Annotated in this window: 9 protein-coding genes and 1 pseudogene; 8 read left to right on the forward strand and 2 right to left on the reverse strand. The window is 72.8% G+C overall.

Annotated features, from left to right (window positions below; genetic code table 11):
* Window positions 1-64 precede the first annotated feature (64 nt).
* Window positions 65-733 carry a DedA family protein gene (locus ASE87_RS04150; protein ID WP_056226150.1) on the reverse strand — a complete coding sequence of 223 codons (669 nt, stop codon included), beginning with the start codon at window positions 731-733 and terminating at the stop codon, window positions 65-67.
* 143 nt (window positions 734-876) lie between these two features.
* Between ASE87_RS04150 and ASE87_RS04155 the strand changes: the two genes are divergently transcribed.
* Genes ASE87_RS04155 through cydC form a run of 4 tightly spaced genes read left to right on the forward strand, consistent with a single transcriptional unit; the run spans window position 877 to window position 6,769 of the window.
* Entirely contained in the window at window positions 877-2,289 is a 1,413-nt protein-coding gene (locus ASE87_RS04155) for a cytochrome ubiquinol oxidase subunit I (protein ID WP_043596176.1), read from the forward strand.
* 43 nt (window positions 2,290-2,332) lie between these two features.
* On the forward strand, window positions 2,333-3,334 hold the full coding sequence (gene cydB, locus ASE87_RS04160; protein WP_056226153.1) for a cytochrome d ubiquinol oxidase subunit II: 1,002 nt from the start codon (window positions 2,333-2,335) through the stop codon (window positions 3,332-3,334).
* A 10-nt stretch (window positions 3,335-3,344) separates the two neighbouring features.
* Window positions 3,345-5,033, forward strand: a complete 1,689-nt coding sequence (gene cydD / locus ASE87_RS04165; protein WP_056226156.1) for a thiol reductant ABC exporter subunit CydD — start codon at window positions 3,345-3,347, stop codon at window positions 5,031-5,033.
* A complete protein-coding gene (gene cydC, locus ASE87_RS04170) occupies window positions 5,030-6,769 on the forward strand; it encodes a thiol reductant ABC exporter subunit CydC (RefSeq protein ID WP_056226159.1) in 1,740 nt (579 codons plus the stop codon). Before cydD ends, cydC begins: the two co-directional genes overlap by 4 nt.
* A gap of 74 nt (window positions 6,770-6,843) precedes the next feature.
* Here cydC and ASE87_RS04175 read toward each other — a convergent pair whose 3' ends face one another.
* Entirely contained in the window at window positions 6,844-7,671 is an 828-nt protein-coding gene (locus ASE87_RS04175) for an aminotransferase class IV (RefSeq protein ID WP_056226162.1), read from the reverse strand.
* Between the two features lie 32 nt (window positions 7,672-7,703).
* Between ASE87_RS04175 and ASE87_RS04180 the strand changes: the two genes are divergently transcribed.
* The 4 genes and pseudogenes from ASE87_RS04180 to ASE87_RS16825 all read left to right on the forward strand — a co-directional run.
* Window positions 7,704-9,128 carry an anthranilate synthase component I family protein gene (locus ASE87_RS04180; protein WP_056226165.1) on the forward strand — a complete coding sequence of 475 codons (1,425 nt, stop codon included), beginning with the start codon at window positions 7,704-7,706 and terminating at the stop codon, window positions 9,126-9,128.
* Window positions 9,129-9,308: 180 nt separating this feature from the next.
* Window positions 9,309-11,855, forward strand: a complete 2,547-nt coding sequence (gene leuS / locus ASE87_RS04185; protein WP_235472219.1) for a leucine--tRNA ligase — start codon at window positions 9,309-9,311, stop codon at window positions 11,853-11,855.
* A gap of 106 nt (window positions 11,856-11,961) precedes the next feature.
* Window positions 11,962-12,666, forward strand: a complete 705-nt coding sequence (locus tag ASE87_RS04190) for a ComEA family DNA-binding protein (protein WP_056226170.1) — start codon at window positions 11,962-11,964, stop codon at window positions 12,664-12,666.
* A gap of 353 nt (window positions 12,667-13,019) precedes the next feature.
* Window positions 13,020-14,453: pseudogene (locus tag ASE87_RS16825) on the forward strand (ComEC/Rec2 family competence protein); the annotation flags it as partial.
* Window positions 14,454-14,504 lie beyond the last annotated feature (51 nt).

Here is a 14,504-nt window from a genome sequence, read left to right on the forward strand (position 1 = left end):
TGCGCGGAACGGGGCCCTTCGTCGTCCGGGCCCCGCCCGCCGGGCGACCACGAGGAGGCGCGGGTCAGGGCGCGTCGTCGCCCGCGTCCCCGTCGGGCCGGGCCATGTGGCGTTCCTCGCGGCGGTGCAGGACCTTCTTCACGACGACGACGAGCAGGACGAACACGGCGATGATGCCGACGAAGACGTAGCCGGCCTGGTGCAGGCCGTCCGCGAGCTCTCGGTAGCTGCCCGCGGCCGCCGCGCCGACGGAGACGTAGGCGAGCGCCCAGAGGATGCACGCGGGGGCCGTCCAGGTGAGGAACGTCCGGTAGCGCATCGGGCTCGTGCCCACGGTCAACGGGATCAACGAGTGCAGCACCGGCAGGAACCTCGACACGAAGACGGCGATGCCGCCCCGTCGGGCGAGGTAGTTCTCGGCCCGGACCCAGTTCGCCTCGCCGAGGCGTCGGCCGAGGGCACTCGCCCGGATCCTCGGCCCGAAGAACCGGCCGAGAGCGAAGCCGACGCTCTCGCCCACCAGGGCGCCCAGGACGAGGGCGACCACGAGTGCCCCGAACTCGAACGGTGACGCCACCGCCGTCGCCGACACGATCGCCACCGTGTCGCCCGGCACGACGAGGCCGAGGAGAACCGACGTCTCGAGCACCATGGCGACACCGGCCAAGACCGTCCTCAGCACGGGATCGACGGACTGCACCGTGTCGAGCAGGGTCGTCAGCACGTCGTTCACCCGCCCGAGCCTATTCACAGCGAGTGCACGGCGCCCGGGTACCGTAAGCGACAGGTGTCGTCTATCTGCGGATCTATGCTCGTCACGTCCCGACGGTGCGACGCACGACCACCACCACCATCCGAGGGAGAAGGCACATCCCGATGAACGAGCTGCTCGACCCGCTGCTGTTGTCCCGCTGGCAGTTCGGGCTCACCACGATCTACCACTTCCTGTTCGTGCCCCTCACGATCGGCATGGCGTTCACGGTGGCGGTATTCCAGACGGCGTGGGTGCGCACCGGCCGCGTCCATTACCTGCAGCTGACCCAGTTCTTCGGCAAGATCTTCCTGATCAACTTCGCCATGGGCGTCGTGACCGGCATCGTGCAGGAGTTCCAGTTCGGCATGAACTGGTCCGACTACTCGCGATTCGTCGGTGACGTGTTCGGCGCCCCGCTCGCGCTCGAGGGCCTGCTCGCGTTCTTCCTAGAGGCGACCTTCATCGGCATCTGGATCTTCGGCTGGGACAAGGTGCCGCCGAAGCTGCACCTGCTGAGCATCTGGGGCGCGACCGTCGGCAGCATCCTCTCGGCGTACTTCATCATCGCCGCGAACGCCTTCATGCAGAATCCGGTCGGCTACGACATCAACGAGGAGAAGGGCCGGGCCGAGCTCACCAGCATCTGGGAGGTCCTGACCAACAAGGTGGCCCTCGCCGCGTTCCCGCACACGATCTTCGCCTGCTTCATGGTCTCGGCCGCGGTCATCGTCGCGGTCGCCGCCTGGCACCTGTCGCGCAACCAGCACCTCGAGACGATGCGGCCGGCCCTGCGGTTCGGTCTCTGGACGATGGTCGCCGCCGGCGCGCTCACCTTCATCACGGGCGACCAGCTCGGTCTCGCCATGGTCGAGACCCAGCCCATGAAGATGGCGGCCGCGGAAGCGCTGTACAAGACCAGCACCGGTGCCGACGCCTCGTTCTCGATCTTCACCCTGGGCACGCCCGACGGGGTGCACGAGCTCTTCAGCATCAGGGTGCCGTACCTGCTGTCGTTCCTGTCGACGCACACGTTCGACGGCACGGTCGAGGGCATCAACGATCTGCAGGCGCAGTACGTGCAGCTCTACGGTCCGGGCGACTACACCCCGATCATCTGGGTCACCTACTGGTCCTTCCGCTGGATGATGGGCCTCGGCATGGTCAGCGTCCTCGTCTCGCTCGTCGGCCTCTGGATCACCCGCAAGGGGCGCCTGCCGCAGAACAAGTGGGTGTGGCGGGCCGCGGTCTTCAGCTACCCGATGCCCCTCCTCGCCATGATCGTCGGCTGGGTCTTCACCGAGATGGGACGGCAGCCCTGGCTCGTCTTCGGGCTGCTCAAGACCGAGGACGGCGTCTCGCCCGGGGTCACCGGCCTGACGGTGCTCATCTCGCTCGTCGCCTTCACGCTGATCTACGGCACGCTCGCGGTCGTCGAGTTCAAGCTCATCGTCAGGGCCGCCCAGAAGGGGCCGGCCGACGCCCCCGAGCCCGACCCCGTGTCGGGCGAGATCCGACACGAGGCGACGGTCTACTGATGTCCACGACCCCCATCGAACCGACGCGAGAAAGGCTCTGACCATGGACCTCCCCACCCTCTGGTTCGTCATCCTCGGGTTCTTCTTCGTCGGATACTTCGTGCTCGACGGCTTCGACTTCGGGGTCGGCATGTCGCTGCCCTTCCTCGGCCGTGACGACACCGACCGGCGCGTGCTGATCAACACGATCGGCCCGGTCTGGGACCTCAACGAGACCTGGGTCATCGTCGCCGGTGCGTTCCTGTTCGCGGCCTTCCCCGAGTGGTACGCCACATTGTTCAGCGGCTTCTACCTCCTGATGCTGCTCATCCTGCTGGCCCTGATCGCGCGGGGCGTCTCGTTCGAGTACCGCCACCAGCGTCCCGAGTCCTCGTGGAAGCGCCGCTTCGACCTCATGATCGTCGTCGGCTCGGCCGTGCCGGCGTTCGTCTGGGGGCTGGTCTTCGCCAACGTCGTCCAGGGCGTGCCGCTCGACGAGGGGCACAACTACACCGGGACGCTGCTCGACCTGCTGAACCCCTACGCCCTGCTGGGCGGCCTCACGACCCTGCTGCTCTTCTTCACGCACGGCGTGGTGTTCGTCACGCTCAAGACCGAGGGCGAGATCCGTGGTCGGGCCAGGCGTCTCGCCACCCGGGCCGGGGTCGTCACGATCGTCGTCGCCGCGGCCTTCCTGGCCCTGACCTCGCTGATGCACGGGACCCTCGTGTCGGTCGCCCTCTCGGCCGTGGCCGCCGTCACCCTGATCGCGTCGTTCGTCGCGAACCTCCGCGGGCGTGAGGGGCGGTCCTTCGGCCTCATGGCCGTCACGATCGCCCTGGCGGTGTCGAGCCTGTTCGCGGCGCTCTTCCCGGGGGTGATGCCGGCGAGCAACGACCCGGCGAACAGCCTCACGATCGCCAACGCCTCGAGCTCCACCTATACCCTGACGATCATGAGCTGGGTCGCCCTCGTCTTCGTCCCGCTCATCCTCGGCTACCAGGGCTTCACCTACTGGATCTTCCGCAAACGGATCACCCGTGCGGCGATCCCGGCCGCGCACTGAGCCGGCGTCCGTGAAGCCGCTCGACCCGCGCCTCCTGCGCTACGCCTCCGCCGCCCGGGTGTTCCTCGGGCTCGGCGCCGTGCTCGGCCTCGCGCAGACGGTCGCGATCGTCGCCGTGGCCTGGTTCACGACGACGGCCGTGGTCCGGGTCGTCGAGGGGAGCACCTCCGGGCTCTCGACCGCCCTGCTGGGGCTCGGCGTCTCGGTGGCGGCACGGTCGCTCGTGGCGTGGGCGCTCGAGGTGACGGCCGCGCGGGCCGCGGCGCAGGTCAAGAGCCAGCTGCGGTCCCGGGTGGTCCGTGCGGTCGCCGACCGGGGGCGCGCCTGGGTCGATCGCCACTCCTCGGCGCGCGTCGCGACCCTCGTCGGCCCGGGCCTCGACGCTCTCGACGAGTACTTCGCCCGCTACCTGCCCCAGCTGGTGCTCACGGCCCTGGCGACACCGCTGGTGATCGTCGTCATGGCGCTGCACGACTGGTTGTCGGCCCTCATCGTCGTGCTGACGCTGCCCTTGATCCCCGTCTTCATGGTGTTGATCGGGTGGACGACCCGTGCCGCCCAGAACCGGCAGTGGGACCGCCTGACGCACCTCGCCTCGTCGTTCGCCGACGCCGTGGGCGGGGCGTCGACCCTCAAGGCGTTCGGTCGTGAACGGCGTCAGGTCGAGCGGATCGGCCGCCTCACCGACGACTACCGCGTCGAGACGGTCAGGGTGCTGCGCGTGTCGTTCCTCAGCGGCTTCGTGCTCGAGCTCGCGGCGTCGTTGTCGGTCGCGCTCGTCGCCGTGTCGATCGGCATCCGGCTCGTCGAGGGATCGATGGGGCTGACCGCCGGGCTGTTCGTGCTGCTGCTCACCCCCGAGGCCTACCTGCCCCTGCGCCAGGTCGGAGCCAACTACCACGCCGCGGCCGACGGGGTCGCGGCGGCGGAGGACGTCTTCGAGCTGCTCGACGACGAGTCGGGCGACGTCGCGCCCCCGCCGACCGGGCCGATCGGCCCGACCGGGCCGACCGGGTCCGCCGGGTCCGCCGGGTCGAGGACCGTCGACGATCGGGCCGAGCCCACCGTCGAGGCCGACGCACTCGTCGTCGACCGGGTCTCGGTGAGCCGAGGAGGCGCGGTGCGGCTGGCCGAGACCTCCTTCGTCGCCGAGACGGGTCGCGTCACCGCGGTCGTCGGTCCGAGCGGGGCCGGGAAGTCCACCCTGCTCGACGTCGTGCTGGGTCTGGAACGGTGCGGGGGCCGGGTGGTCTGGCGCTCGTCGGGCCGTGCCCCCGCCCGCCAAGAGATCGCCTGGTCGGGCCAGTCGCCGATGCTGTCGTCCGGCACCGTCGCCGAGAACGTCGCTCTGGGAGACGCGGGTGAGCCCGACACCGAGGCCGTCGTGAGCGCCCTCGACCTGGCCGGCGCGGCCGGCCTCGACCCGGCGCTCGTGCTCGGGGCCGGCGGCCAGGGGGTGTCCGGCGGCCAGGCGCAGCGGGTGTCGGTGGCCCGGGCGCTGTACCGGCTCGACCGGGTCGGGGCGCGCCTCCTGCTGGTCGACGAGCCCTCGTCGGCCCTCGACCGCGTCACCGAGGCCCGGGTCGTCGAAGGCCTCCGCCGCATCGCGGCCACGGGTGTCGCCGTGGTCGTCGTCACGCACCGCCGCGCCGTGAGCGACGCGGCCGACGTCGTCGTCCCGATCGGAGGCCTCTCGTGACCCGCTCGTTGCTCCGCACCGCCCAGCCCGCCGGGCGTCGGGCCGCCCCCGGGATCGTCACCGGGTCGCTCAGCGCCCTGTCGGCGGTGGCGTTGCTCGCGGCGTCGGCGTACCTGATCACGCGGGCCGCCGAGCAGCCGCCGATCCTCTACCTCTCGCTCGCCGTGGTCGGCGTCCGCGCCTTCGCCCTGACCCGGGCGGTCTTCCGCTACCTCGAACGGTTGTCGAGCCACGACGCGGCCTTCCGTCAGCTGGCGGTGGTCCGCACCGAGCTGTACCGGCGCCTGATCCGCGTGGCCCCGGCGGGCCTCGGCCGCACCGACCGCGGCGACCTGCTGGCGCGCGTCGTCGGGGACGTCGACGCCCTTCAAGACCTGCCCCTGCGGGTCGTGCAGCCGCTCGTGGTGTCGGGCCTCACCTCGGTCGTCGCGGTCGTCGGCGTCGCCCTCGTGTCCCCGGCCGCGGCGGTCGTCCTGGCGGGTGCACTCGTCGTCGCGTTCGTCGTCGGCTGCGTCGCCGCCGACCGGCTCGCCCGCCGCAGCGAGCGCACCCTCGCCGACCGGCGGGGGGCGCTCTCGGCCGCCGTCGTCGATCTCGTCCAGAACCTCGACGTGCTCGTCGCGTTCGAGGCGGTGGACCGCCAGCTCGGCCGGGTCGCGGGACTCGACGACGACCTGCGCCGCGCCTCCTCGCGTCGTGCCCTGACCGCGGGCGTGGTCGCCGCCGTGCTCTCGGCGCTGTCGGGTGCCGCCGTGCTCGCGACGATCCCCGTCGTCGCGCCCGACGTCGCCTCGGGAGGGCTGACCGGCCCGGCCTTCGCCTTGGTCGCCCTCGTGCCCCTCGCCGTCTTCGAGGTCGTCGGAGCCGTCCCGACGGCCGTGCTGGCCTGGCGTCGCGTCCGGGCGAGCGGTGACCGCGTCGAGTCGGCGGTGCCGGTCGAGGTGCCGGCCGGCGTCGTCGACGACGAGGCCGTCGGAGGGGCGGCCCCGGGCCCCGTGGAGCCTGTCCGCGCGGGCGGCTCCGCCGTGTCGGCCCCGGCACCCGCCCTGCGTCTGCACGGCCTCTCGGCGACGTGGCCAGGGGCGGCCGGCCCCGCTCTCCGCGGCGTCGACCTCGAGGTGGCCGTGGGCGACCGCCTCGTGGTCGAGGGGCCGAGCGGCGCGGGCAAGACCACGCTGGCCTCGGTGCTGGCCCGGTTCGTCGAGCACACGGGTCGCTACGAGGTCGGGGGAGTCGACACGGCGACCCTCGCCCCGGCCGCCGTCCGGGCCACGGTCGGCCTGATCGAACAGACGCCCTACCTCTTCGACGAGTCCCTGCGTCAGAACCTGCTCTTCGCCCGCGACACGGCCACAGACGACGACCTGCTCGCGGTGCTGGACCGCGTCGGTCTGGGGCGCTGGGCGGCCGAGCGTGGCGGGCTCGACGCACCCGTGGGTGAACGGGGAGTCCTCGTCTCGGGTGGCCAGGCCCAGCGCATCTCGCTGGCCCGAGCCCTTCTGCGGGGGTTCCCGGTGCTCGTGCTCGACGAGCCCACGGCCGGACTCGACCCCGAGACCGCCCGACGGCTCGTGCGCGACGTCCTCTCCACCGCCCGGGACGACGGCTCGACGGTCGTCGTGATCTCGCACGTGGAGGTGCCTGCCGAGCTGGTCACGCGTCGCGTGCGCATCGAGGGGGGCCTGCTGAGCGAGGTCGAGGTCGGACCCGACGTCGCCCTCGACGACGACGCCTGACGGCTCGACGCCGCCGCGGTCGTCGGACTGCCGCCGTCGGACCGCCCTCGTCGGCTGCGGTCGTCGGGCGGCGGTCAGGCGCCGATCGGTCGTCGCAGACGGTCGAGTCGGCCGCGCCAGAGCGCGAGGCGCCCGGGTTCCTCGGCCGGGGCCGGGCCGTCGACCCAGCCGGTGACGATGCGGATGCCGTGCAGTGCGCCGAGGCTCCAGACCTCGAATCCGTCGAGCTCGTCCGGCCGGGTGTGGTCGTGCAGCACGTCGACGCCGAGGACGGCGGCCAGCGTCGTCAGGCTGCGGACCGTCACGCCCGGCAGGCGCGGCAGGTCGTCCGCCGGCAGGCACAGGGCGTCGCCGCGCCACCAGACGATCGAGCTCCAGGCGCCCTCGACGACGTGCCCCTCGGGCGAGAGCAGCACCGCCTCGTCGGCCCCTCGGGACCGGGCGTCGGCCACGAGCGATCCGAGGGCTGCGAGGTCGGGCCCCTTGACCGTGGGCTGCGTGCGGGGGTCACGGTCGGCCGTCGCGAGGACGACCGAGCGGCGGCGCGGGGGAGCAGGCCGCAGGCGCAGCCGCAGCCGTGCCTGACCGTCGTCGTCGGTTCCGTCGCCCGTGACGAGCTCGGCGCGCGGGAACCAGGCACCCGTCCGGGGCAGCATCGCCACGGCCGCCGTCCAGAACGCCGAGACCTCGTCCGCGTCGGGCCCCCCGGGCACCTCGACGACCGAGCCGGCGAACCGGTCGCGGTGCACGTCGAGCGCGAGCGCCGCGCCCTCGTCGACCAGCCACGAGTCGGCCACCAGGAGGCGCGGGTCGGCCTCGCCCGACCCTCCGCCCCCGCTCGTCGTCAGTTCGTCGCCCTGCCAGACGTGCAGCACGTCGCCTCCCGGCCGCTCGGCACTCATCGGGTCGGGGCTCCACTCATAGGATCAAGGGTATGCGCCCCGCGGTCGTCCGATCCTTCCTGCCGTGGCGCGACCCCGAGGCCGTCGTCCGGCACCTGGCCGCGACCGGCGACGTCGTCTGGCGCGACGCCGGGGTGGACGCCGTCCGGGGCCGGTCCGTCGTCGGGTGGGGCCCGGCCCGGACGGGTGACGTCCGCGACGGTGGCGCCGACCGGCTCTGGCACGAGGTGCGCGACGACCTGGCCGACGTCGAGCCCGACAGCCACCCGCTCGGCTGGGCCGGCTGGCTCGGCTACGGCTTCGGCTGCCGACTGCTGGACCGTGACGCCACCGAGGTGCACCGCCCGGCGGCCACCGCCTCGACCGTCGCCGCCGACGGAGACCCCGCCGACCTCGCCCTGCTCGACGTCGACCGCGCCCTGGTCTTCGACCATGCCGCACGTTCGGTCGAGGTCGTCGCGCGGGCCGGCGACCCGTGGCCCCTCTCGGTCGCCGAGACCTGGGCCGACGTGCCACCCGTGCCCCCGGTGCCCGGGTCGACCCGCGCCTCCTCGGTGGGCTCCGCCCCACCCTCCGTCCGCTGGCGGCACCGACCCGACGAGTACCTCGACCTGATCGAGGGGTGTCGTCGAGCCATCGCGGACGGTGAGGCGTACCAGCTCTGCCTGACGACGGCAGTCGACGTCGACGGGCCGGTGGACGCGCTCGAGACCTTCGCGCGCCTCCGTCGGTCCTCGCCGGCTCCGCACGCCTCGTTCGTGCGCATCGGCGGCGTGGCCGTCGTCGGGGCGTCGCCCGAGTCGTTCGTCGAGGTGACGACCGACGGCCGGGTGTCGTCGTCGCCGATCAAGGGCACGCGACGCCGCGGGTCGGGCGCCGACGACACGGTGCTCGCACGCGAGCTCGTCGAGAGCGACAAGGAGCGCGCCGAGAACGTCATGATCGTCGACCTGGTCCGCAACGACCTCGCCCGGGTGGCCCGCCTCGGCACGGTCGAGGTGTCCGAGCTGCTCGCCGTGCACTCGTACGAGCACGTCCACCAGCTCGTCAGCACGGTCAGGGCCCGGCTGGGGGCGGGGCGCACCGCGGCCGACGTCGTCGAGGCGGCCTTCCCGGCCGGGTCGATGACCGGCGCGCCGAAACGTCGGGCCGTCGAACTGCTCGCCGACCTCGAGGGGGCGCCCCGGGGCGTGTACTCGGGTGCGACGGGCTGGCTCGGACGGGACGGCTCGGCGAGCCTCGCGATGACCATCCGCTCGATCGTGGTGCACGGTGGCCGCGCGGCGGGTGCGGGACGGCCCGCGCGACCGGCGGGTGCGCGCGTCGGCGTGGGCGGTGGCATCACCATCTCGTCGGTACCGGTCGACGAACGCGACGAGGTCGAGCTCAAGGCGGCGGCCCTGCTCGCCGTGCTCGGCGTCCGTGCCGCCGACGGGGCCCCGGTGCGCATGTCGTGACGGCGCGCGCCGTTCGGTAGCCTTGGCGAGGATCGCCGAGCCCAGCGCACGTCGCCGTGCCCTCGCGCGGGTGGTCCGAACCCACCGCACCGACTGCCAGCAGTGAATGAGAGCCCCGTGGCACACGAGCACGACACGACCGCGACCGACGCCTCCTCGGCCACCCCGCCCCACGACGGCGTGCCCGAACGCGAGTACGACGTCGCCCGCCTGCAAGAGAAGTGGCAGGCCCGGTGGGACGCCGAGCAGCCGTTCGTCGTCGACCCCGACGACAAGCGCCCCCGCAAGTACATCCTCGACATGTTCCCGTACCCCTCGGGCGACCTGCACATGGGTCACGCCGAGCAGTACGCGCTCGGCGACATGGTGACGCGGTACTGGCGCCAGCAGGGCTTCAACGTGCTGCACCCGATCGGCTGGGACAGCTTCGGGCTGCCCGCCGAGAACGCGGCCATCAAGCGCGGCGTCGACCCCCGCGAGTGGACCTACGCCAACATCGCCCAGCAGAAGCAGAGCATGAAGCTCTACGCCCCGTCGTTCGACTGGAGCCGGGTGCTGCACACGAGCGACCCCGAGTACTACAAGTGGAACCAGTGGCTGTTCCTCGAGATGTACAAGAAGGGCCTGGCCTACCGGAAAGACAGCTGGGTCAACTGGGACCCGGTCGACCAGACCGTGCTCGCCAACGAGCAGGTGCTGCCCGACGGCACGAGCGACCGGTCGGGTGCCGTCGTGGTCAAGAAGAAGCTGACGCAGTGGTACTTCAAGATCACCGACTACGCCGACCGCCTGCTCGACGACCTCAACCAGCTCGAGGGCCGCTGGCCGACCAAGGTGCTCAACATGCAGCGCAACTGGATCGGCCGCTCGATCGGTGCCGACGTGCACTTCACGATCGAGGGCCGTGACGAGAAGGTCACGGTCTTCACCACGCGTCCCGACACCCTGTACGGCGCGACGTTCATGGTCGTCGCCCCCGACTCCGACCTCGCCGCCGAACTCGTGGCCGACGCGACCGACGACGTCAAGGCGACCTTCGCCGAGTACCTCGTCGACGTGCAGAAGGCGACCGAGATCGAGCGTCAGTCGAGCGAGCGCCCCAAGACGGGCGTGCCGCTCGGCCGGGTCGCGGTCAACCCCCTCACCGGTGACCCGATGCCGGTCTGGGCCGCCGACTACGTGCTGGCCGACTACGGCCACGGCGCGGTCATGGCCGTGCCCGCGCACGACCAGCGCGACCTCGACTTCGCCCGCAAGTACGACCTGCCGGTGCGGGTCGTGGTCGACACGAACGCGCCCGTCACGGGTGTCATCCCGAAACTCGAACTCGACGAGGACGGCCAGGCGATCCTGCCCGACGACCTGCCCGACCTGAACCCCCGCGAGACCGGCGTGGCCCTGACCGGCGACGGCCGACTGATGAACTCGGGCGCCCTGACCGGCCTCAGCAAGTCGAACGCCATCAAGCGCGTCGTCGAGCTGCTCGAGGCCTCCGGCGACGGCAAGGCGGCCAAGACGTACCGCCTGCGCGACTGGCTGATCTCGCGCCAGCGTTTCTGGGGCACGCCCATCCCGATCGTGCACGGCGCCGACGGCGTCGAGGTGCCGGTGCCCTACGACGAGCTGCCGGTCCGGCTGCCGTCGACCGAGGGGCTCGACCTCAAGCCGAAGGGCAGCTCGCCGCTCGGTGCCGCCGAGGACTGGGTGAACGTGCCCGACCCGCGCGACGGGTCACCGGCGCGCCGCGACGCCGACACGATGGACACGTTCGTCGACAGCTCGTGGTACTTCTTGCGCTTCCTCGACCCGACCGACGCCGACCGCGCCTTCGACCCTGCTCAGGCCAGCAAGTGGGCCCCGGTCGACCAGTACGTCGGAGGCGTCGAGCACGCCATCCTGCACCTGCTCTACGCGCGCTTCATCACCAAGGTGCTCTTCGACCTCGGCCACGTCGACTTCACCGAGCCCTTCAGCGCGCTGCTGAACCAGGGCATGGTGCTGCAGGACGGCGCGAAGATGAGCAAGAGCAAGGGCAACGTCGTCAGCCTCTCCGACGAGATCGACAAGCACGGCGTCGACGCCATCCGCCTGACGATGGCCTTCGCCGGTCCGCCCGAGGACGACATCGACTGGGCCGACGTCTCACCCGCCGGCTCGGCCAAGTTCCTGGCCCGGGCGTTCCGTCTCTCGAGCGACGTCGACAGCTCGCGCGACGTCGTGTGGGCCGACGGCGACCAGGCCCTGCGCCGCGTGACGCACCGGTTCCTCGCCGAGGCCCCGGGGCTCAGCGAGGCGTTCAAGTACAACGTCGTCGTCGCCCGCCTGATGGAGCTCACCAACGCCGTCCGCAAGGCGATCGACTCGGGGCCCGGCGCGTCCGACCCGGCCGTCCGCGAGGCGACCGAGACCGTCGCGCTGGGGCTGTCGCTCTTCGCTCCCTACACCGCCTCAGAGATGTGGGAGAAGCTCGGCTACGACGGTGGTGCTCTCGCCACGTACGGCTGGCGGAAGGCCGATCCGACCCTGCTCGTCGAGACGAGCGTCACCGCGGTCGTCCAGGTCAACGGCAAGGTGCGCGACCGGCTCGAGGTGTCGCCCAAGATCGGCTCCGACGAGCTCGAGGCGATGGCCCGCGAGTCCGCGGCCGTGCAGCGCGCGATCGGTGACAAGCAGATCGTCAACGTCATCGTGCGGGCGCCGCGCCTGGTCAACATCGCGGTGAAGTAGCCGCCCGGGGGCGCATCTCGTCCCCACCCGTCGACGGCCGTCCTGGTTCCCCAGGGCGGCCGTCGTCGTCCGCGCGGGCAGGCGCGCGCTCGTACCGTGACGGGTCATGACCGTCAGCTTCCGCACCGCCGTCGACCCGTCCGAGCCGGGTGGTCCGCGGTGGCGTGTGGGGCTCGGCGCGGTCGTCGTCCTGCTCTTCGTCGTGTTGGCGGTGAGCGTCGCCGTGTCGGCGTTCGCCACCCGAGGAGGCGCGGCGGACGAGCTCGTGACCGTCGAGCCGAGCACCGGGGCCGAGGCCGGGGCGGGGTCCGACACCGCGCCTCCCGGGGGTGCCTCGGTCGTCTTCGTGCACGTCCACGGCCGGGTGGCAGCACCCGGCCTGTACGAACTGCCGCAGGGCGCCCGCGTGGTCGACGTGGTCGCCGCGGCCGGCGGCTTCACGGCCGAGGCCGACCAGGCGGCCGTCAACCTCGCGAGGGTGCTCGTCGACGGCGAGCAGCTCCGGGTGCCGGCCGTGGGCGAGACCGTGGACGACGCCGTGGTGGGCGGGGGTGGTGCGACGGCGGGTGGGCCGGCGGCGGGCGGGCCGGTGCCCGGGGGAGCGGCGGCGGTCGGCGGTGGTGCGGTCGACCTGAACCTCGCGGACGACGCGGCGTTGCAGACGTTGCCCGGGGTGGGCCCGGCGACCGCGGCGGCGATCCTGTCCTGGCGTGACGAGAACGGGCGCTTCCGCAGCGTCGACGACCTTCTCGGCGTGCCGGGCATCGGTCCGAAGACGCTCGAGAAGCTGCGCGACCGGGTGCGGGTGTGACGCCCGGTCGCTTGCTCGACCTGCGGCTCGGGGTGCCCGTGGCCGTGGCGTGGGTCGGGCTCGCGGTCGGCTCGACCCGGCCCGGGCTCTTGCCCGTCGTGGCCGCGGCCGCCCTCGTCGTCTGCGTCGTCGCGGTCGGGCTGGTGGTCGTCGCGCGGGCGGGCGTGCTCGTGGCCGGGCAGGTCCTGCTGGTGGTCGCCCTGAGTGCGGGGACGTGCGCGGGGCTGACGGGCCAGGCGGCGGTGCGCGACGATCGGCGCCACCCGCCGGGGCTCACGACGTCGGTCGGTCACGCGGTCACCCTCGAGGGGCGCCTGCTCGACCGGGTCGAGGGACGGGCCGACGTCCTGACGATGTCGGTCGATCGGCTCGACGTCGGCGGGGGGACCGTGGCGCTCGGGGCTCGCGTGCCGGTGCGGGTGTTCGGGGCGCGAGTCGACGGTCGCCGCTCGGTCGAGATCGGCACCCGGGTCTCGGCCCGGTTGGTCCTCGCCCCGGCGAGGTACGGCGAGTCGGTCGCGTTCGAGGGGCGGGCGGTCGAGCCGCTCGCCGTCCGCTCCGAGCCCGGGCGGGCGTCGGCGTGGTCGAACGGGCTCCGGTCGGCGTTCCGCGCCGTGGCCGCCGACTTGCCGGGCGACGGCGGAGCCCTGTTGCCCGGGCTCGCGATCGGCGACACGTCGGGTGTGCCCGACGACCTCGATTACGACATGACGCAGGCGTCGCTCAGCCACCTCACGGCCGTGTCGGGCTCGAACTGCGCGGTTCTCGTCGCACTCGTGATGCTCGTCGGGTCGGTGCTGAAGGTCCCGCGGTTGCTGCGGCTCGGGGCGGCCGTCGTCGTGCTCTCGGCGTTCGTCGTGCTCGTCACGCCCGAGCCGAGCATCGTGCGGGCCACCGTCATGGCGGTGCTCGTCCTCGTGCATCTCGCCGTCGCCCGACCTATCGCCGGCGTGCCCGTCGTCGCGCTGGCGGTCGCCGGGCTGCTGTTCGTCGACCCGTGGTTGGCCCGCGACCTCGCCTTCGTCCTGTCGGTCCTCGCGACGTCGGGGCTGGTCGTGCTCGGCGGGCCGCTGACCGCCCTGCTGGCGCGCCTCGTGCCCGAACCCGTGGCGGCGGCCCTCGCCGTGCCCACGGCCGCGCAGCTCGCCTGCCAGCCCGTGTTGCTCGCCCTCGAGCCGAGCATCGCCCTGCACGGCGTCGTCGCGAACGTGCTCGCCGGCCCGGCGGCTCCGGTGGCGACCGTGGGCGGACTCGTCGTCTGCGTGCTCGCGCCCTGGGTCCCCGGGACGGCCACGGTCGTCGCCTGGGCCTCGTGGCTGCCGTCGTCCTGGGTCGCGGCCGTCGCCCGGTCGGCGTCGAGCTGGCCGGGCACACGACTCGCGTGGGACGCCTCGGCGCCCGGCGTGGCCGCCCTGGTCGGCGTCACGGCCCTCGTCGTCGTCGCCGTGGTCGCCCGGGCCCGGGGCCGCACGCGAGCCGTTGCGACGACGTTGTTGGTGAGCGTCCTGGTGGCGACCGTCGGCGTGGTGGGCGGGCGCACCCTGGTGACCCGCGCCTCCGTGCCCGACGACTGGGTCGTCGCCCAGTGCGACGTGGGACAGGGAGATGCCGTGCTCGTCCGGAGCGCGCGGGCCGTGGCCCTGATCGACGTGGGTGACGACGAGGCCGCTCTCGACCGATGCCTCTCGACGTTCGGCGTGCGCCACGTCGACCTGCTCGTGCTCACCCACTTCGACCGTGACCACGTCGGGGCGATCGACTCCGTGGTCGGTCGGGTCGGCACGGCTCTCGTCGGGCCCGTGGGGCGCTCGGACGACGCCGAGGTCGTGGCGGCGCTG

The organism is Frigoribacterium sp. Leaf44 (assembly GCF_001421865.1).
Classification (GTDB): domain Bacteria; phylum Actinomycetota; class Actinomycetes; order Actinomycetales; family Microbacteriaceae; genus Frigoribacterium.

Excerpts from the sequence above, each read along its gene's own strand:
- ASE87_RS04175 (WP_056226162.1), bottom strand. The coding sequence starts at position 7,671 with ATGAGTGCCGAGCGGCCGGGAGGCGACGTGCTGCACGTCTGGCAGGGC.
- ASE87_RS04180 (WP_056226165.1), top strand. The coding sequence starts at position 7,704 with ATGCGCCCCGCGGTCGTCCGATCCTTCCTGCCGTGGCGCGACCCCGAG.
- ASE87_RS04155 (WP_043596176.1), top strand. The coding sequence starts at position 877 with ATGAACGAGCTGCTCGACCCGCTGCTGTTGTCCCGCTGGCAGTTCGGG.
- ASE87_RS04190 (WP_056226170.1), top strand. The coding sequence starts at position 11,962 with ATGACCGTCAGCTTCCGCACCGCCGTCGACCCGTCCGAGCCGGGTGGT.
- cydB (WP_056226153.1), top strand. The coding sequence starts at position 2,333 with ATGGACCTCCCCACCCTCTGGTTCGTCATCCTCGGGTTCTTCTTCGTC.